Genomic DNA, 17046 nt, shown 5'->3' with positions numbered 1-17046 from the left:
GGAGTTCAACGCGATGCAACGACGCATGCTCATCCCCACGCTGCTGACACTGGCCGCAGCCGCTGCACTGCCTGCTGCCCGTGCGCAGACGCAGGATGCCCATCAGGCGCTGGCGGCGGGGCAGTTCACCATCATTGCGCCGTTTCCTCCCGGAGGGCCAGTCGACACGCTGGCGCGCATGCTCTCGAATGGTCTTGCCGCACAGTACAAGCAAGCCTCCATCGTGGACAACCGCACCGGCGCCAACGGCAATATCGGCATCGAGGCGGCCCGGCGCGCCAAGGCCGATGGCCATACGCTGCTGGTGGTGCCGCAGGGCAACCTCACGATCAACCCTACGCTGATGCCCAAGCTGCACTACAGCGTGGAAGGGGACTTCGTGCCGGTGGCCTCGCTCGCGCGCACCGCCAACGTGATTGCGGTGAACCCGGCTGTGCCAGCGAAGAACATCGCAGAGCTTATCGCGCTGGCCAAGAGCAAGCCCGGCACCGTGAGCTATGCATCGCCCGGGGTGGGCAGCAGCCTGCACCTGGCAGGCGAGCTGTTCGGCCAGCAGGCGGGTGCGGATTTTCTGCACGTGGCCTACAAAGGCACGCCCCAAGGTCTGAACGATGTGATGGGGGGCACCGTGCCGATGATCATCGGCAACCTGCCAACGCTGCTGCCGCACATCCAGTCGGGCAAGCTGCGTGCGCTGGCTGTTACCGACGCGCAGCGCACACCCGAGTTGCCACATGTGCCCACGCTGGCAGAGGCTGGCGTCAAGGGCGTGGCGCTGTCGTCCTGGTACGGCGTGATGGCGCCCAAGGGCACACCGGCACCCGTGCTGGCCCAGCTGCAGCACGACATCGCACAGATCTTCAACGACCCGGCAAGCAAGGCGCAGCTGCAAAAGCAGGGCCTCAGCGTCTGGATCGTGGAAGGGCAGAAATTCGGTGACCTGATCCGCACGGAGACGGCGGCTTGGGCGCCCATCATCAAAAGCCGCGGGATCGAGGCGCAATAGACGGCAGGCAGCCCGCTAAACCAACCACCCACCACCACAAGAGCCCACCATGAAAACCTCTCGCCGCCAGATTTGCCTGGCCGTTGCCCTGCTGGCCACTGCCTTCGCCGGCAGCGCCATGGCCCAGGCCTACCCGAACAAGCCCATCACCATCGTTGTGGCCTATCCGGCCGGCGGTGACACCGATGCCATGGCACGCCTGTATGCCGACAAGCTTTCGCAGCGGCTCGGCCAGCCCGTGGTGGTGGAGAACCGCCCCGGCGCCAGCGGCACCATCGGCACGGTGCATGTGGCCAAGGCCGCGCCCGATGGCTATACGCTGCTGCTGGCGCCCAGTACCTTCTCGATCGCGCAGTTCGTGCTCAAGACTTCGGCGGCGTCGAGCTATGACGTGTTGCGTGGCTTCGTGCCTGTGGTGCAGACCAGCGTGCAGCCGCTGTTCGTCGCCACCAGCCAGGCTTCGGGCATCAAGGATCTGGCAGGTCTGACCACCCAGGCCCGCAAGAGCGAGCTGACCTATGCCAGCCCCGGCAGCGGTTCGCCCATGCACATTCTTGGTGAAATGTTCAACAAGGCTGCAGGCGTCAAGCTCGCGCATGTGCCCTACAAGGGCGTGGCGCCCGCTGTCAACGACCTGATCGGTGGCCATGTACCCGCTACTTTCATGACCTGGGGGCCGATTGCTCCCTACGCTGGCACCAAGGCGAATGTGCTGGCTGTGGCCGACGCCCAGCGCAGCCCGCTCGCGCCCAACGTGCCCACACTGGCCGAGCTGGGCGTCAAGAACGTGGAAATGACCGCCTGGCAAGGCCTCTTTGGCCCCAAGGGCATGTCTGCCGAGACCGTGAAGCTGCTGAACACCCACCTCAACGAAATCCTGAAGATGCCGGAAGTGGCGACCAAGATGGCCACCTTCGGCGCACTGCCTGCCGGCGGCGATGCGGCCCGGCTTGAGAAAACCAATGCGGCCGACTACGAGCGCTTTGGCAAGCTCATCAAAGACCTTGGCATTCAGGCCGAGTGAACCGTTTTAGAAGGAGACCCCACCATGGCTGTTGACCGATACCTTGAACCGCACCAGGCACGCCAGCGCCCTGCAACCCTGTTTGAAGACCTGCTGGGCGATGCGATCGAGCGCGCCTTTGGCGAAGGGGTGCAGACGCTGCCCGAGCTGGTGGCCTACATCAACCGAAGTGGCCCCGCCGGAGAGAACGGCGAAGCCTGGACGGAGCAGAGCTTTGGCGCCCTGATGGCGCGCCTGGGCCATTGAAGCAGGAAAGGAGCACTCCATGAACGTACAAACCATCGCCATCGATCCCGTGGACCGCTTGCTCACCAAAGGCCTGAGCAACCTGTGGTACCCCGTCTGCCCGTCTGATTTCGTGCAGGAAAAGCCCATCTCGCTGCGCCGCTTTGGCTACAAGATCGCGCTGTGGCGCGACGCCGCAGGCCAGGTGCATGCGCTGGAAGACCATTGCCCGCACCGGGGTGCGCCGCTGTCGCAAGGGGTGATCCTGGGCGACCGGCTGGCATGCCCCTACCACGGTGTGGAAGTGCGCTGCGATGGCACGGTGACCAAGGTGCCCGGCAGTCCCGGCTGCAAGCTGGAAGGCTCGCGCGCCGCGCTGGATTTTCATGTGCATGAAGCGCACGGCGCCATCTTCCTCTTCAACAGCGACAAGCATGTGGATGCGCCGCCTGCGTTCTCCATGCCAGAGGAGCTGACCTCGCCCGAGTATTCGAGCTTTCTGTGCTATGCCGAATGGCGCGCGGATTACCGCTATGCCATCGACAACGTCATGGATCCGATGCACGGCACCTTCCTGCACAAGCAGTCGCATTCCATGTCCGAAGGCGACAGCAAGGCCACGTTCCAGGTGCGCGATACCGACACGGGCTTCGTCTTCGAGAAGGCAGGCCAGCGCGGCGTGAACTTCGACTGGACCGAGTGGGGCGAGACCGACATGCACTGGATGCGTCTGGAAATTCCGTATCCCAAGACCGGCGGGCCTGGCGGCAACTTTGCCATCATCGGCTGCGTCACGCCCATCAGCCCCGAGCTGTGCGCGGTGTTCTTCTGGCGGTGCCGCCGGGTGCAGGGCTGGATGCGCGATACCTGGCGCTTTCTGTACCGCAACCGCCTGGAGGCCCGCCATTGGGCGGTGCTGGAGCAAGACCGCGTGATGATGGAGCAGATGGAGTTTGACGCCAACGAGCGTGAAAACCTGTACCAGCACGATATTGGTCTGGTGCGCCTGCGCCGACGCCTGCGCAGCCTTGCACAGGAGCAGCTTGAGGAAAGCGCCGCACCATGAGCAACAGCTTGCAGGCCTTCGTGCACACGTTGCGCTTCGAGGCCCAGGACACCATCAGCGTAGAGCTGCGCCCGGTGGATGGCGGTGAGTTTCCGGCTTTCACAGCGGGCTCGCACATCGACCTGCACTTGCCCAACGGGTTGGTGCGCAGCTACTCGCTGTCCAACGACAGCAGCGAGCGCCACCGCTATGTGGTGGGCGTGCTGCGCGACCGCGCCAGCCGTGGCGGATCGCGCTGCGTGCATGAATCGCTGCGCGTGGGGCTGCCCATCACCATTTCCGAGCCGCGCAACCATTTCGCCCTCGACGAGGGCGCTGCGCATTCGGTGCTGGTGGCTGGCGGCATCGGCATCACGCCCATGCTGTGCATGGCGCGCAGGCTCCAGAGCCTGGGCCGCTCGTTCGAGATGCTGTATTTTGCGCGCGAGCGCAAGAGCGCGGCCTTTCTCGCCGAGCTGCAGGCCCTGGGCATGCCGCTGCATCTGCATTTCGATGCCGAGGCAGGCGGCCCGCCTGATCTGCGAGGCCTGCTGGCGCAGCGCACGCCCGATGCGGGCCTGCACCACTATGCCTGCGGCCCGACGCCAATGCTCGATGCTTTCGAGAAGTTCTGCGGCGAGCTGGGGCACGCCAACGCTCACATCGAGCGTTTCACACCGGTGGAGGTCAAGGCAGCGACCGATGCCCTCGCCAACTACACGGTGGAGCTCAAGCGCAGTGGCCGCTTCATTGCGATCACGCCCGAGAAATCACTGCTGGACACTTTGCTGGAGGCTGGCGTCGATGTCGACCACAGCTGCTGCGAAGGCGTCTGCGGCTCCTGTGAGACACGCGTGCTCGCAGGCGTTCCCGATCACCGCGACTCGGTGCTCAGCCCCAAGGAGAAGGCGAGCAACAAGGTGATGATGGTCTGCGTCTCCGGGTGCAAGAGCGAGACGCTGGTACTGGATCTTTAACGACACACAAAGAGAGACAACACCATGAAAAAAATCGTGATTGCCGCTGGCCTGGCCAGCCTGGCAGGGGCAGCTGCAGCCCAATCCAAGGTCGAGATCTTTGGGGTCATCGACACCAATGTCACCCGGCTTTCGGGCTCGGGCTCGTCCAGCAAGGTAGGCCTTGCCACGGGCGGCGCCAACATCAGCCGCCTGGGCTTTCGGGGCACCGAAGACCTGGGGGGTGACCTGAAGGCGGGCTTCTGGCTGGAGGCGGGCCTCGATTCGGACACTGGCGCAGGCAAGGCTGCGGGCACCAGCGGCCTGGGCTTCAACCGCCGCTCCACCGTCAGCCTGCTGGGCAACTTTGGGGAGCTGCGACTGGGCCGTGACGATTCCGCCACCTTTCTGAGCACGCTGATCTTCGATCCCTTCCTCACCAACGGCGTGGGCGGCACGGGCGCATTCACTATTCTGGGCATTCCCGGCTCCGGTACCGCCACGGGGGGCGCGCCGATCCAGATCAGCAATGCGGTCAGCTACTTTCTGCCGCACAACTTGGGCGGGTTCTACGGCCAGGCCCAGGTGGCATTTGGTGAGCACACCAAGAGCGAGCCCAACAAGAACCAGGGCGATTACCGGGGCCTGCGCGCGGGCTACCGGCAAGGCGCCTTCCATGGCGCGCTGGCCGTTGGCCGGTTCTACGGCGACAGCTCGGACAACAACATCACCGCCAGCAATGTGGGCCTGAGCTACGACCTGGGCATGGTCAAGCCGATGCTGCTGTGGGCCAGTGAAAAGCGCGGTTCGCTGAAAGTGACGGTGCTGCAACTGGGCGCCACGGCACCGCTGGGCAATGGCGAATTGCGCGCCTCTGTGGGCCACTACAACACATCGGGCAGCAATGCGGACTGGAACAAGATTGCCGTGGGTTACGGCTACAACTTCTCCAAGCGCACACAGGTCTACGGCACGCTGGCCTATCTCAAGAACAAGGACGGATCGAGCCGCGCCATCGGCGTGCAGGGTCTGAGCGCCACGGGCTCCACCTTGGGCGGCAAATCCACCGGCATGGAGCTGGGCATCCGCCATTTCTTCTGATCGCGGGCCATGCCCCACGCGCAGCCTTTGCGCGGCGCGCAGGGGCTGGCGCGAGCGTGCTCTTTTATCTCTTAGGAAAGTCGCACCATGAATGACTCCCGTTCAATGCGCTGGTGGGGCGTGATCACGCTGTTCGTGATCGTTGCCATCTCTTATGTGGACCGGATCAATATCTCGGTTCTGATCACGGACCGCGATTTCCTCTCGCACATCGGCCTGACGGCGGATGATCGCACGCGCCAGGGGTTGCTTGCCACCGCATTCATGGTGGGGTACGGGGTGTCGTCGCTGGTGCTTACGCCTTTTTGCGCGGCGCTGTTCGGCGTGCGGCGCAGTCTGATTGGCGGGCTGCTGCTGTGGGGTGTGGTGACCTTCCTGTCGCCCGCGATGAGCAGCTATGGGCTGCTGCTGGCTTCGCGCATTTTGCTGGGCGTGTCGGAAGGGCCGCTGTTTTCGCTGGCGGGCAGCTACATCAAGGCGCATTTCGAGAGCCGCGAAAACGGCAAGCCCAATTCGCTGGTCAACATGGGGACGGGGGTCGGGCTGGCTGTGGGTTATCCGCTGGTGGGGTATCTCGTGGCAGGGCACGATTGGGAAACGTCCTTCCATGTGCTGGGTCTCATCAATGTGCTGCTCGGCATTCCGCTGGTCTGGGCCTTCGTGCGCATGCCCAAGGTGGAAACCGGCATGCCCAAGCCGCAGTCTCTGGGCCAGGCTGTCGCTCAGGTGGGCACGATCGTGCGCGGCGCCATGCATACGCGCTATCTGTGGCTCATCACCATTCTGACGGCGGCCTTTCTGTCCTACCTGTGGGGCAGCAGCAATTGGCTGCCTGCCTACCTCAAAGAGTCGCGCGGCTTCTCGATGCGCGAGATGGGATGGCTGGCCTCGCTGCCGCAGTACGCCAGCGTGGCGGCGGTCTTTGTGGGTGGCATGATCATCGACCGCATTGCACGCCGCCAGGTGCCACTGATCTTCGTCTTTGGCAGCTTGGGTGTCGCTGCCGCCGTATGGCTGGCCATCCATATGGAAGACCGCTATGCGGCTGCGTATTGCCTGATTGCCGCCAATTTCTGCTGGGGGCTGATGAGCCCGGCCATCCCGAGCACCGTGCAGTACTGTGCGCGGCCCGAGCACATCGCCAGCGCCTATGGCGTAGTCAATGGCGCGGGCAGTCTGGTGGCAGGCTTCATGCCGGCCATCATGGGGGCTGTGATTGGTGCACTGTCAGCCCGTGGGGGCGTGGGCGCAGGCTTTTTTGCCGGTTTTGCGGCGCTGATCGGCACGCAGGTGGTGGTGATGCTGTGCGGCATCATTCTGTGGGTGCGCGAGCGCAACGCCACGCAGAAGTCATAAAAAATGAGCGCCTGGCGCTCATCTCTCGTCGATTCCAAGGTGATTCATGCTTGAAGTGCTTTTACAGCAGGTGCTTCAAGCATCTTTTTTTGATAGCGCCTGCTACTTCAGCCAGCCACGCTTGCGGAAGTACAGCATGGGTATGAGCGCGCTGCACACCATCAGCAAGATGCCGTAGGCATAGCCGTATTCCCAGTCCACTTCGGGCATGTACTTGAAGTTCATGCCGTAGACGCTGGCGATCAGCGTAGGGGGCAGCAGGGCGACGCTGGCCACGGAGAAGATCTTGATGATCTTGTTCTGATTGATGTTGATGAAACCGACGGTGGCATCCATCAGGAAGTTGATCTTGTCGAACAGGAAGGCCGTGTGGTTGTCCAGCGATTCGATGTCGCGCAGGATCTGGCGCGCATCCTCGAACTGGTCGGAGTTGAGCATCTTGCTGCGCATCATGAAGCTGACGGCGCGGCGCGTGTCCATCACATTGCGGCGAATGCGGCCGTTCAAGTCTTCCTGGCGGGCGATGGCCGACAGCACTTCGCTCGCGTGGGTGTCCGTCACATTGCCGGCCAGCACCTGGGTGCTGACTTTTTCCAGGTCGTCGTAAATGCCTTCGAGCGTGTCGGCAGAGTATTCGGCGTCTGCGTCAAACAGCTTGAGCAGTACGTCCTTGCTGTCCTCGATAAGCCCCGGCGCGCGGCGCGCGCGCAGGCGCAGCAGGCGAAAAACGGGCACATCCTCGTCGTGGATGGAAAACAGCACGCCGTAACTTTTGAAAGCGGCGTTGTTCAGGTTCATGATGAAGGCCACGCGCACGCTGCGCGGGTCTTCGTCGTCATCGATCAGAAAGTCGCTGCGAATGTGCAGATCGCCATTGTCTTCTTCATAGAAGCGGGCGGATTCCTCAATGTCCTGGTCCATCGCGTCTTCGGGGATGGACAGGCCGTAGTGCTGCTTGACCCAGCGCTTTTCTTCCAGCGTGGGCGATTCCAGATCGACCCAGATCGGCTGAAAGCGCGCAAGATCCTGCAGCGACTCGATCTCTTCCTGCACCAGGCGGCCATTGGCGAGCGTAAAGATGTTGAGCATAGGCTCACTTCCTTGTTGTTTTTGGTCTGCAAAAGGGGGAATGGGGCGCTTCCAACCCGTGTGCAACAACGCGCGGCCAGGGTGGAAGCTACCAACTAGGGTAGGGATCCAAGGAGATTGCTCCGATTGATGGAATGGGCGCCATTATGGCACTGCAGCATGGCCCGCGTACGGCGGTGCGCAATTACAGCCGGCTACCCGGGCGCCTGCGTTGCCATTGCCCCACGGCATGGCGAAGGCATGGGGTGGTGGCGGCTTTCAGCGGCCTGCGTGGGCCAGCGCCAGGCACAGATCGGCCCAGGTTTCGCCCTTGGCCTTGGGGGCGCGCAGCAGATGTGACGGATCGTAGGTAACTACGGCAGGCAGCTGGCAGGCGCCCACCTGGTGCAGTTGCTGGCGCAGGCGGGAAAAGGGTTGATCGCCTCCCAGCAGGTGGCGGGCCGCAGGCAGGCCCAGTACCAGGGCCATCGCGGCCCCCGTGTCCTGTACCAATGCGTCGATGCTGTGGCTGGGCGGTTCCTGCGCTTCGCCTTGCGCCGCATCCTGGCCAGGGGCCAGACGCTCCAGTGGTACCCAGTACACCAGGGTGTCGGTCAGGCGCATGGCGCGCAGCATGTTGATGACAAGCTGGCCCGCCTTGCCATGGGGCGGCGCGCCTTCGGGCAGCTCGGCCACCACCAGCCAGGCGGGTTGGCTGCTGGGGGTGGCGGGCTCGGCCTGCAGCTGGGCCTCTCGCAGATCAAGCGGCACCGGCGTGCGCAGCGCAAAGCGCACACGCGGAAAATCTTCTGGCATCGCCTGCGCCGCAGGTGCAACAGGTGCTGCCGAGGGGGCTGCCGCAGTGCGTGCAGGCCGTGGCGCGGGGGCGGGCACTGCAGGGGCTGGTGATGAGACCTCTGCGACAGAATGGGTTGCAGAGGGTTGATCTGCTCTGTTTTCAGGAGCTGCTGACGCTTTATGGACAGGTGCCTGAGGCTGTTCTTCTTCTAAAGCCTGCGCAGGCGCTGCCGGTGCTTCGGGTGCCTCGGTGGCTGGGGCCGCCACGGGCGCGGCAGACTCAGGCCACCACAGCGGGTGGCCCATCTCTTGCAGCATGGCGCGTTGGCGGGCATCCAGGTTCAGGCTCATATGGATCAGGCAGAAACAGGCAACAGGTAACGCATCACCATGGCGTCTTCGCGCTCCAGGTGAGACACCGGATAGTAACCCTTGCGCAGCCCCACGGCTTCAAAACCGAAACGCAGGTATATCTGCTGCGCGCGCATGTTGCCCTTGCGCACTTCCAGCCAGATGGTGCCAGCGCGCACGCTGGCGGCCCAGCTTTTGAGCTGCTCCAGCAACACCTTGGCCCAGCCCTGGTGCTGGTGGTGCGGGTTGACGGTGATATTGAGCAGATGCACTTCGTCCACACCCTGCATTGCAACAAAATAGCCCACCAGCTGGGAATCGATCCACAGCAGCTGTATGGCATAGCCCATGGCCATCGAGTCGATGAAGTTGCCCCGCGTCCATGGATGGCTGTAGCACTGGTTCTCGACAGCCAGCAGGGCATCGAGGTGGTCGATCTGCAGCGCAGACCAGCGCAGCTGCGGCTGCGCTGCGGGCTGCCTGTCCATTGCCAGTTTCGTACCTGGCGTCATGCCTGGGGCGCTGCCTGTTCGGGCACGGCGTGCTGGCTGGCCTTGATGGCTTCGCGCTCTGCCGTGGTTTTGGCGACCTTGTCGCGGATATAAAGGGGCAATGCATCCTGCGCCGCTACTGCGTGCCCCTGGGCGAGCAGCGCGGGCGCCAGGTTCAGCAAGGCGCTGGCGGTGGGCATGGCATGCACATGCGCCAGCGTGGGCAGCAGGCGGTCGCCATAAGGGGCCTGGGCGTTGCCCGCCACGGTAAAGCCGCTGATCGCTGGCACATCCTGGGGCGGGCCCACAGTCAACTCGGTCTGCAGCAGCCACTGCGCATCGGCATCCGCATAGGTATAGGCTGCGCTGTAGACCTCGTCCATGCGCGCGTCGATGCAGGCCAGCACCTGCGTGCAGCCATGCTGCAGGCGGGCCTCTTCGGCAACAGCCATCAAGGTATCCACCGGCAGCACAGGCACTTGCCGGCCCTGGCTGCTGGCGGCAAACGCCAGGCCCTGGCTGATGGCGCAGGCCGTGCGCAGTCCGGTGAACGAGCCTGGGCCCCGCCCAAACACGATGGCATCCAGCTCGGTAAAGGCAAGGCTCGCCTCTGCCATCAGTGCACGCACGGCGGGCAGCAACTGGCTCGACGACTGAGCGCCACCCGCACCGCTGTGCAGCCAACGCTGGCTGCCGCGCGCCACGGCGATGGAAAGGGTGTCGGTACTGGTATCGAGGGCAAGCAGATTCATGGGGAGGGAGGCGGCGCCATCAACCGGGCGCCACAAGGCAGGCCTGCAGGCACAAAGGCAGGCAACGGGCCATTATCGTGGCAAAGCCAAGGCTGCACGCTGGGCTTGGGCATAGCGGATAGACTGCTGCAATGCAACAGAACTGCAGCATAGCCAACAGATAAGCCGGAACAATGCAACACCAGGTTCGTACCGACACACGCCTCCGTTCACCCCTCCATTTCACAGGCAGCCCCAGCAATGGCAGCCGACCGTGGCTGCAATCCATCGCTGTTGGCGTGATTGCGCTGGGCCAGGTGGCCTGCGCGCAGACCACCGCCACGCAAGGCGCCGAGCGCACAACGCCTGCGGCAGTGGCAGTGCAAGTGGCTCCCAATCCCTCTCCTGCCGTCCGCGCACCGATTGCACAGTCTGCGCCTGCGGCGCCCATGCAGCCCGCCAGCACCATTGCCACGGGCCGCCTGCCCGCCGAGGTTGAGGCCGCGCTGCAACGCGGCAAGCTGGCGCCCGATGCCGTATCGGTGGTGGTGATGGATGCCAGTGGCACCCAGCGCCCCTTGCTGGATGTGCGCAGCGACGTACAGCGCAACCCTGCATCGGTGATGAAACTGGTCACCACCTTTGCCGCGTTGGAGCTGCTGGGTCCCGCCTACACCTGGGACACCTCCGTCAGCACCGATGGCAGCATTGCCAAGGGCGCGCTGAACGGCAACCTCTACATCCAGGGCTCGGGCGACCCCAAACTGGTGATGGAGCGGCTGTGGCTGATGCAGCGCCGCCTGCAGGACCGTGGCGTCAAAGTCATCGTAGGCGACGTGGTGTTGGACCGCAGCGCCTTCCAGTTGCCACCCATCGACCCGGCTTACTTTGACAACGAACCCTTCCGCCCCTACAACGCGGTGCCCGATGCTCTGCTGGTCAACTACAAATCGATGACCATGAGCTTCATGCCCGACGCCGCTGCCGGTGTGGCGCGCATCGCCTATGAGCCCGCCATTGCCAACATGAACCTGCCGGCCACCGTGCCGCTGGTGAACACCAAGGGCGGCTGTGGCAACTGGCGCGCCGCGCTGAAGGCCAATTTTGCCGTTGCAGGCCAGATCCAGTTCGCAGGCGGTTACCCCGCGGCCTGCGAGGAAAACAGCTGGTCCATCGCGCCCGCAGCACCGGAGAGCTTTGCTCCGCGCGTGTTTGAAGGCATGTGGCGCGAGGCCGGTGGCAAGATCACCGGCCAGGTGCGCTTTGGCACCGTGCCGCAGGGCGCCACGCCGCTGATGCGCTTTGATTCGCCCAGCCTCACCGAAGTGGTACGCGACATCAACAAATACAGCAACAACGTCATGGCGCAGCAGGTCTTCCTCACCCTGGGCAAGCAGCGCGCCGGTGTCGGCACCTTTGAAGGCGGCCGCCAGGCCGTGGCCCAGTGGTGGAGCGAGCGCATGGGCGGCATGAGTCAGCCCACGGTGGACAACGGCGCGGGCCTCTCGCGCGATGCGCGCGTCACCGCAGGGGGGCTGGCCAAAATGCTGTCCGTCGCGTGGACCAGCAATGTCATGCCCGAGCTGATGGCCTCCATGCCCATTGTGGGCGTGGACGGCACCATGAAAAAGAGCAAATCGAGCGCCGTGGGCGGCGCCCACCTCAAAACCGGCACCTTGCGCGACGCCTCAGCCATTGCAGGCTACGTCAATGGCGCCAACGGCCGCCGCTGGGTGGTGGTCGCCCTCGCCAACAGCGACAACGCCCCAGCGGCACGGCCCGCCTGGGATGCACTGATCGACTGGGTGGCGGCGCAGTGATTCTGTCGATGAAATAGTGCCAGCGTTTTTAGCCAAAGTACGAGCGGGCTGCTTGGTCGCATGGCCACTGTGCTGAGTGGCTGGGGTTGCGAGCGGACGTAAAGCCTGCAAACGACCCAAAGCGGCTATTGCACCTCATTAGTTATCAGTCCATCGGACGCAGATTGCTGCAAAGTTGGCGCAGACCTGACTCAAAGATCCCGGCGAATGAGTGCCCCCTTGAACAGCACTGGACCAGTCGGCCCCGTTGAGCTGGGTACGCCGCCTTTGGGCTCAAGACTGATAGCTAGCACCGGAATCGCTTTCACATCGGTTTCCTGCGCCGTGAGTTGCTCCAGTTTGCCCGCCCCCATGACGCCCAATGAACGCGGCGCGCCTTGTTGAGGCAATGCCCACAGTTGCAGGGATTTGTTGTCTGCCTCCTTAAAGCCGCTCACGCGCTGCAAAACCAACTGGTTATGCCGGGGGTCGAACGTCACCAGCATGGAGGCATCGGCTTTGACGTCGGCTAACACCGCTACATATTGGATCTGGGGCGCCTCCTGCAATGCAGTCTGCGCTATCTGGAGTTGGGTTTGCAGCGAAGCCAGTTGCTGCTGTGAGGCCTGTTGAAGCCCTTGATGGGCCCACAGGCCCACCGATATCGCACCCGCAGCGGTCAAGCTACCTGCCAAGGCCAATCCGCGCCACCATGCCAGCGCGCGCCCAGGCGATTTGGGCGCAGCATCGCGTTGCTGCGCTAACTTGGCGTTGTTCTTTTCGGCTTGCAGCAGGTTGTCGATGCGAATCCAGACTGCCTCATCGGGCGACACGGGTTTTTGCACCTCGGAGAAGGCAGACCAGCGGCCTTGCCACAACAGGGCAGCAGCCCGCACCTGGGGGAACTCGCGAGCGAGTTGCTCAAAGCGCCGACGAGCCCCTGCGCGCAGCGTACCGAGTGCGTAGGCTGCAGCCAGGCGGTCCAGCAGTTCAGGGTTTCGAGTCAGATTCATGGTAGGAACTCCTGACACTCAAACATGGCGCGCCATGCATTTGCGCAGTTGCTCCAGGCTGCGGCGCACCCAAGTTTTGACGGTCCCCAGCGGCAACTTCAGATGGCTGGCCAATTCACTATGGCTTAAATCCCTCAGATAGGCCAAGCTCACCACCTGGCGCTGGGGCTGCTCCAGCTTTTGTAGGCACTGGTGCAGTACTGCAGCTTGCTCACTGGCCTCCACCCATTGCATCGGGCTTTGCGCCTCCCTGTCCTGTAGCAACTCTTCAACGTCATCGATCGGAACATTGAGATGCAGGCGCTCGGCTCTGCGCCGACGCAGAAAGTCCAGCGCGCGGCTGCGTACCAGCATGCCCATCCAAGCCAGAGGCGGGCTGAGCGAGTCCCGGTAAGTTCCCGCGCTGCGCCAGATACCCAAAAAGCTGTCTTGCAGCACATCCTCGGCCCATTCCTTGTTGCCAACGATGCGCAAAGCAAGCCCATACAGCCGCGAAGCGGTCCGGTCGTACAAAAGCTTGAGAGCGGCTTGCTCTCGGGCTGCTATGCGGTCGAGTAGTTCCATCAGTTCACTGTCCGGTGTATTGGCGCTCATGCAGTCATTGTGATCAGAAGCACCTCCTTCATACGGTGCTGTTGGATAAATGCCAAGGCGTATTGCCCATCCTGCCTATTTACCTGTACGCAGCATCTCGGCTACTGGATGTGAGCACCCAATAAATTACCGAAAAAATCTTCAAAAACTTGAATCCATCGACTCAGCGGCTGCGTATTACAAGCGTCGGACACAGCAAATGGTCGACACAGCCCCACAGCTAATTAGGAGTTGTCATGAGTATCAATCTGTTTGAAGGTCGTTCTTCCCCCATGGCCTCGCGTCGTGGATTTCTGGGCACCACAGGCACCTTGTCAGCCGTGGCAGTTGCCATGCTCGCCGGCAACGAGGCCCTGGCACAGGGTATGGGCAACGATCCGGCCAAGGATGTCTCTATCCTCAACGTGGCCCTGGGACTGGAACACGAAGCCATCAATGCCTACCAACTGGGGGCTGGCAGCGGTCTGCTGCAAAAGCCTGTGCTGGATGTGGCCTTGCTGTTCCAGAGCCACCACAAAGCCCACCGAGATGCCCTGATCGCGACCATTCAGAAAATGGGAGGCAAACCGATAGCCGAAGCCTCCATGCAGACCTACGCTGAGTCTCTGAAGGCCGCCACCCTCAAAAGCCAAGCCGATGTACTGGCACTGGCAGCAAGGCTGGAGCTTGGGGCGACCAACGCTTACCTCGGCGTCATTCCCGCTTTTGAGAGTCGTGACCTGGCCAAGGTGGCAGGACGTCTGGCGGCCGACGAAACCATGCACTACACCGCACTGATTTCGGCTTTGGGCCGCACTTTGCCCAGCAACGCCTTGTCCTTTGGGGCCTGACGCGCACTAGCTTCGGGTACCGAGCACATCTGCTCGGTACGCTTCTTCTCCATTTTGGTCGAGGACATTCTCATGAAACATCTACCAACCCGCTCTCTGGCCGCCCTTTGCGTATCAGCGCTGGGCCTGACTGCCTGCTCATCCATGTCTACGCATTCCACCTACTCACAAGCCGAACTCCCAGCCACCGTGCAGGTGCCTGCTGGACACAAGGTGGCCATGGAAACCGTCGGCGTTGGCCAAATCACCTATGAGTGCCGAGCCAAGAAAGATAAGGCTACCGAGCACGAATGGGTGTTTGTCGGCCCTGATGCCAGGCTGCAAACGCGAAGTGGCACGGTCATCGGCAAATACTGGGGCCCACCAGCCACTTGGGAGAATCATGATGGCTCCAAAGTCACTGCGACACAGGTTGCAGTGGCTCCCGCTGGTACTGGCAACATCCCACTGCAGCTGGTCAAGGCCAATCCGGCCAGTGGCATGGGAGCCATGCAAGGTGTGACCTATATCCAGCGCGTAGCAACCAAAGGGGGTGTTGCACCAAGCATGGCTTGTGAAGCCAGCAATCTGGGCAGCAAACAGGTTGTGCAGTACCAAGCCGACTATATTTTCTGGAAAGCGGTCTGAAAGACTGACCGATGGTGCGCCCATCCTGCCGAAAGCGGGAGAGGGCGCCATTTTCAGAAATAGCCAGTCGGCGCTTCTCGACGAGCGCGCTCCATAGCGTCGTTAGAAGGCACAAACCCCAGCTTTGCAAAGAACGCAGGCGCTTGCGCGCGCGATGCGCGAAGGACCCAGGTGATGCTGTCGTCGTCTTTCACAATCTCGTCCACCAGGCTTTTGCCGATGCCCCGGCCACGCCATTGTGGGGCGACGACCACCATGGAGAGGTAGCCGTTGGAGAGACCATCGGTGATGGCGCGGGCAAAGCCGATGACCTGGCCCTGTGAGGTGGCGACAGCTACCCGCTGCGATGCGGTGATCAGGCGTTCCAGAAAGGGGCGGTTCGGTATGCGGTGGGCCCAGCCGTGGGCGGTCAACAGTTCAAATGCGCCTTCCAGATCGGTTGCGGCAAAGCTGCGGATTTGCACAGGGCGGTTTTTCATGGCGATGTATGCCTTTCATCGTTTTTCATCCGTGCCCAGCATTCTCCACAGCCCCGGATATTCTGATACTGCGCCGAAATCGGTGACTTCCAGCCTGGCGCGGTAGTGGTGCTCGGGGGATGCATAGTTGTAAGCGTGTGGGCTGACGCGGTGGTAGGTCTGGTACAGCCTTTTCACCTGCCAATCATCGGCGTCCAGCCACACGGCAATGGTTGACGCAGTCTCAGAGGTTGGCAGGTTCAAACGCCGTATGGCGTTGGTATTGCTGGCCGGGGTGAAGCCCAGGTCGATGTCGGCCAGTCCGTCAAGGGTGTGATCGGGTTGTGCGTTGATGAGCCATGTCCCGCCGGTACCGCGGGTGATGTGCAGATCAATGTTTCTGGTGCTCACCCAACCTTGCAGGGTTGCCTCCTGGCTGGCCCAGTTGCTGTCGCAGCGCAATTGGTAGCGCAGGTTTGCGGTATCGCCCTGGTGTTGGAATATGGCCGTGCCTTCGATCGTCCAGCCGTCTGGGCCTTGGGTGATGCGGCAGGCGTCCAGGCCTTCCTTGTCCAGGCATTTCCAAAGTACGTTGTACATGGGTGCACTCCTGTTTCTGGTGGTGGCGGCCTCCATGGTGAACGTGCCATTCGTTCGCCGCTTTCAACATTCCACCTTGGCAAATTCCACTGCCAGGTGGTCGATCAGTGCGCGCACGGCGGGCAGCATGCCGCGGCGGCTGGCAAATACGGCATGTACGGCTTCTTCGCGCGGGCCCCATTCGGGCAGTACGCGCACCAGGGTGCCAGCGGCAATCTGTTCGTGGATCATGATCATGGGCAGCTGCACGACGCCCAGGCCCGCCAGCGCGGCGCCGCGCAGGGCCACCATGTCGGTGGTGATGAGGCGGGGCTGGTGGGCAATGCTGATGGCCTTTTCCTCTGCGTGCTGCAGGTGCCAGACAAACTGCTGCTCGGGTGAGCCGAGCCACAGGCTGGGCCAGGTCGAGAGATCCTGCGGCGCGCGCGGCTGGGCCTGGCGGGCCAGCAGAATCGGGCTGGCCACGAGGTGCTGCTTGTGTACAGAGAGCATGCGCACGGACAGATCGCTGTCTTCGAGCGGCATGGTGCGCACGCGAATGGCCAAGTCCAGTCCTTCGCCGATGACATCGACGCGGCGGTTGGTGGCATCGAGCTGCACGGTCACATCGGGGTACATCACCATGAAGTCGGTGAGCATCTTGTGCGCCAGCTCGTGCAGCAGGGTGATGGGACAGGAGAGCCGCACCACACCGCGCGGCGTGGCCTGCACGGCTTCCACGCTGCGCTGGGCGGCATCGGCCTCCACCAGCATGGCCTTGCAGTGCTGGTAGTAGGTGTGGCCGATTTCGGTGACGGCAAATTTGCGGGTGGAGCGCAAGAGCAGGCGCACGCCCAGGCGCTCTTCCAGCAGGGCAATGCGGCGGCTGAGCTTGGATTTGGGCATGCCGAGCGCGCGGCCGGCCGGGGCAAAGCCACCGTGGTCCACTACCTGGACAAAGTAATACAGGTCGTTGAGGTCTTGCTGCATGAGG

19 protein-coding genes are annotated in these 17046 nt (G+C 62.9%); 10 read left to right on the top strand and 9 right to left on the bottom strand.

Going from position 1 to position 17046, the window contains the following annotated elements; all coding sequences use genetic code 11:
- Positions 1-13 precede the first annotated feature (13 nt).
- The 7 genes from HNP33_RS00835 to HNP33_RS00805 all read left to right on the top strand — a co-directional run bounded on the left by HNP33_RS00835 (position 14) and on the right by HNP33_RS00805 (position 6713).
- Entirely contained in the window at positions 14-1006 is a 993-nt protein-coding gene (locus HNP33_RS00835) for a Bug family tripartite tricarboxylate transporter substrate binding protein (RefSeq protein ID WP_233464189.1), read from the top strand.
- Between the two features lie 49 nt (positions 1007-1055).
- Positions 1056-2030, top strand: coding sequence for a Bug family tripartite tricarboxylate transporter substrate binding protein (locus HNP33_RS00830; RefSeq protein ID WP_184704275.1), 975 nt, complete (start codon positions 1056-1058; stop codon positions 2028-2030).
- 24 nt (positions 2031-2054) lie between these two features.
- Positions 2055-2276, top strand: coding sequence for a recombinase-like helix-turn-helix domain-containing protein (locus HNP33_RS00825; protein WP_184704273.1), 222 nt, complete (start codon positions 2055-2057; stop codon positions 2274-2276).
- Positions 2277-2295: 19 nt separating this feature from the next.
- Positions 2296-3321: an aromatic ring-hydroxylating oxygenase subunit alpha gene (locus HNP33_RS00820; protein WP_184704271.1), complete on the top strand. Its 1026-nt coding sequence runs from the start codon at positions 2296-2298 to the stop codon at positions 3319-3321.
- Positions 3318-4277 carry a PDR/VanB family oxidoreductase gene (locus tag HNP33_RS00815; RefSeq protein ID WP_184704269.1) on the top strand — a complete coding sequence of 320 codons (960 nt, stop codon included), beginning with the start codon at positions 3318-3320 and terminating at the stop codon, positions 4275-4277. The genes HNP33_RS00820 and HNP33_RS00815 overlap by 4 nt, the downstream gene beginning before the upstream one ends.
- Before the next feature lie 24 nt (positions 4278-4301).
- Positions 4302-5357 carry a porin gene (locus HNP33_RS00810; RefSeq protein ID WP_184704267.1) on the top strand — a complete coding sequence of 352 codons (1056 nt, stop codon included), beginning with the start codon at positions 4302-4304 and terminating at the stop codon, positions 5355-5357.
- Between the two features lie 87 nt (positions 5358-5444).
- Positions 5445-6713: an MFS transporter gene (locus HNP33_RS00805; RefSeq protein ID WP_184704265.1), complete on the top strand. Its 1269-nt coding sequence runs from the start codon at positions 5445-5447 to the stop codon at positions 6711-6713.
- Between the two features lie 102 nt (positions 6714-6815).
- Here the strand turns inward: HNP33_RS00805 and corA are convergent, their stop codons facing one another.
- The 4 genes from corA to tsaB form a co-directional block, all read right to left on the bottom strand.
- Entirely contained in the window at positions 6816-7802 is a 987-nt protein-coding gene (gene corA / locus HNP33_RS00800; RefSeq protein WP_184704263.1) for a magnesium/cobalt transporter CorA, read from the bottom strand.
- Positions 7803-8060: 258 nt separating this feature from the next.
- On the bottom strand, positions 8061-8930 hold the full coding sequence (locus HNP33_RS00795) for a hypothetical protein (protein WP_184704261.1): 870 nt from the start codon (positions 8928-8930) through the stop codon (positions 8061-8063).
- A 5-nt stretch (positions 8931-8935) separates the two neighbouring features.
- Positions 8936-9418 (bottom strand): ribosomal protein S18-alanine N-acetyltransferase, encoded by a 483-nt coding sequence (rimI, locus tag HNP33_RS00790; protein WP_184704729.1) that lies wholly within the window; start codon positions 9416-9418, stop codon positions 8936-8938.
- Positions 9419-9438: 20 nt separating this feature from the next.
- Positions 9439-10173, bottom strand: a complete 735-nt coding sequence (gene tsaB / locus HNP33_RS00785) for a tRNA (adenosine(37)-N6)-threonylcarbamoyltransferase complex dimerization subunit type 1 TsaB (protein WP_184704259.1) — start codon at positions 10171-10173, stop codon at positions 9439-9441.
- 428 nt (positions 10174-10601) lie between these two features.
- Here tsaB and dacB point away from each other — a divergent pair, with 428 nt between their 5' ends.
- A complete protein-coding gene (gene dacB, locus HNP33_RS00780) occupies positions 10602-11972 on the top strand; it encodes a D-alanyl-D-alanine carboxypeptidase/D-alanyl-D-alanine-endopeptidase (RefSeq protein ID WP_184704727.1) in 1371 nt (456 codons plus the stop codon).
- A 191-nt stretch (positions 11973-12163) separates the two neighbouring features.
- Here dacB and HNP33_RS00775 read toward each other — a convergent pair whose 3' ends face one another.
- Both HNP33_RS00775 and HNP33_RS00770 read right to left on the bottom strand, forming a co-directional pair.
- Positions 12164-12964, bottom strand: coding sequence for an anti-sigma factor (locus HNP33_RS00775; protein WP_184704257.1), 801 nt, complete (start codon positions 12962-12964; stop codon positions 12164-12166).
- An 18-nt stretch (positions 12965-12982) separates the two neighbouring features.
- Complete coding sequence (locus HNP33_RS00770; protein WP_184704255.1) at positions 12983-13558, bottom strand: RNA polymerase sigma factor; 576 nt, start codon at positions 13556-13558, stop codon at positions 12983-12985.
- Positions 13559-13794: 236 nt separating this feature from the next.
- Here HNP33_RS00770 and HNP33_RS00765 point away from each other — a divergent pair, with 236 nt between their 5' ends.
- Both HNP33_RS00765 and HNP33_RS00760 read left to right on the top strand, forming a co-directional pair.
- Positions 13795-14388: a ferritin-like domain-containing protein gene (locus HNP33_RS00765; protein ID WP_184704253.1), complete on the top strand. Its 594-nt coding sequence runs from the start codon at positions 13795-13797 to the stop codon at positions 14386-14388.
- 72 nt (positions 14389-14460) lie between these two features.
- Positions 14461-15015: a DUF3455 domain-containing protein gene (locus HNP33_RS00760; RefSeq protein ID WP_184704251.1), complete on the top strand. Its 555-nt coding sequence runs from the start codon at positions 14461-14463 to the stop codon at positions 15013-15015.
- Between the two features lie 53 nt (positions 15016-15068).
- Here the strand turns inward: HNP33_RS00760 and HNP33_RS00755 are convergent, their stop codons facing one another.
- From HNP33_RS00755 to HNP33_RS00745, 3 genes are all read right to left on the bottom strand, one after another.
- The gene (locus tag HNP33_RS00755; RefSeq protein ID WP_184704249.1) at positions 15069-15494 is read right to left on the bottom strand and encodes a GNAT family N-acetyltransferase; all 426 of its coding nucleotides are present in this window, start codon (positions 15492-15494) and stop codon (positions 15069-15071) included.
- Positions 15495-15509: 15 nt separating this feature from the next.
- Positions 15510-16073, bottom strand: a complete 564-nt coding sequence (locus HNP33_RS00750; RefSeq protein WP_184704247.1) for a putative glycolipid-binding domain-containing protein — start codon at positions 16071-16073, stop codon at positions 15510-15512.
- Positions 16074-16136: 63 nt separating this feature from the next.
- On the bottom strand, positions 16137-17042 hold the full coding sequence (locus tag HNP33_RS00745; protein WP_184704245.1) for a LysR family transcriptional regulator: 906 nt from the start codon (positions 17040-17042) through the stop codon (positions 16137-16139).
- Between the last annotated feature and the right edge of the window lie 4 nt (positions 17043-17046).

This window comes from Comamonas odontotermitis (assembly GCF_014207855.1).
GTDB classification, from domain to species: Bacteria; Pseudomonadota; Gammaproteobacteria; order Burkholderiales; family Burkholderiaceae_C; genus Comamonas; species Comamonas odontotermitis_A.
This window is presented reverse-complemented; position numbering and strand designations above follow the sequence as displayed.

Excerpts from the sequence above, each read along its gene's own strand:
- HNP33_RS00835 (WP_233464189.1), top strand. The coding sequence starts at position 14 with ATGCAACGACGCATGCTCATCCCCACGCTGCTGACACTGGCCGCAGCC.
- HNP33_RS00830 (WP_184704275.1), top strand. The coding sequence starts at position 1,056 with ATGAAAACCTCTCGCCGCCAGATTTGCCTGGCCGTTGCCCTGCTGGCC.
- HNP33_RS00825 (WP_184704273.1), top strand. The coding sequence starts at position 2,055 with ATGGCTGTTGACCGATACCTTGAACCGCACCAGGCACGCCAGCGCCCT.
- HNP33_RS00820 (WP_184704271.1), top strand. The coding sequence starts at position 2,296 with ATGAACGTACAAACCATCGCCATCGATCCCGTGGACCGCTTGCTCACC.
- HNP33_RS00815 (WP_184704269.1), top strand. The coding sequence starts at position 3,318 with ATGAGCAACAGCTTGCAGGCCTTCGTGCACACGTTGCGCTTCGAGGCC.
- HNP33_RS00810 (WP_184704267.1), top strand. The coding sequence starts at position 4,302 with ATGAAAAAAATCGTGATTGCCGCTGGCCTGGCCAGCCTGGCAGGGGCA.
- HNP33_RS00805 (WP_184704265.1), top strand. The coding sequence starts at position 5,445 with ATGAATGACTCCCGTTCAATGCGCTGGTGGGGCGTGATCACGCTGTTC.
- corA (WP_184704263.1), bottom strand. The coding sequence starts at position 7,802 with ATGCTCAACATCTTTACGCTCGCCAATGGCCGCCTGGTGCAGGAAGAG.
- HNP33_RS00795 (WP_184704261.1), bottom strand. The coding sequence starts at position 8,930 with ATGAGCCTGAACCTGGATGCCCGCCAACGCGCCATGCTGCAAGAGATG.
- rimI (WP_184704729.1), bottom strand. The coding sequence starts at position 9,418 with ATGGACAGGCAGCCCGCAGCGCAGCCGCAGCTGCGCTGGTCTGCGCTG.
- tsaB (WP_184704259.1), bottom strand. The coding sequence starts at position 10,173 with ATGAATCTGCTTGCCCTCGATACCAGTACCGACACCCTTTCCATCGCC.
- dacB (WP_184704727.1), top strand. The coding sequence starts at position 10,602 with ATGCAGCCCGCCAGCACCATTGCCACGGGCCGCCTGCCCGCCGAGGTT.
- HNP33_RS00775 (WP_184704257.1), bottom strand. The coding sequence starts at position 12,964 with ATGAATCTGACTCGAAACCCTGAACTGCTGGACCGCCTGGCTGCAGCC.
- HNP33_RS00770 (WP_184704255.1), bottom strand. The coding sequence starts at position 13,558 with ATGAGCGCCAATACACCGGACAGTGAACTGATGGAACTACTCGACCGC.
- HNP33_RS00765 (WP_184704253.1), top strand. The coding sequence starts at position 13,795 with ATGAGTATCAATCTGTTTGAAGGTCGTTCTTCCCCCATGGCCTCGCGT.
- HNP33_RS00760 (WP_184704251.1), top strand. The coding sequence starts at position 14,461 with ATGAAACATCTACCAACCCGCTCTCTGGCCGCCCTTTGCGTATCAGCG.
- HNP33_RS00755 (WP_184704249.1), bottom strand. The coding sequence starts at position 15,494 with ATGAAAAACCGCCCTGTGCAAATCCGCAGCTTTGCCGCAACCGATCTG.
- HNP33_RS00750 (WP_184704247.1), bottom strand. The coding sequence starts at position 16,073 with ATGTACAACGTACTTTGGAAATGCCTGGACAAGGAAGGCCTGGACGCC.
- HNP33_RS00745 (WP_184704245.1), bottom strand. The coding sequence starts at position 17,042 with ATGCAGCAAGACCTCAACGACCTGTATTACTTTGTCCAGGTAGTGGAC.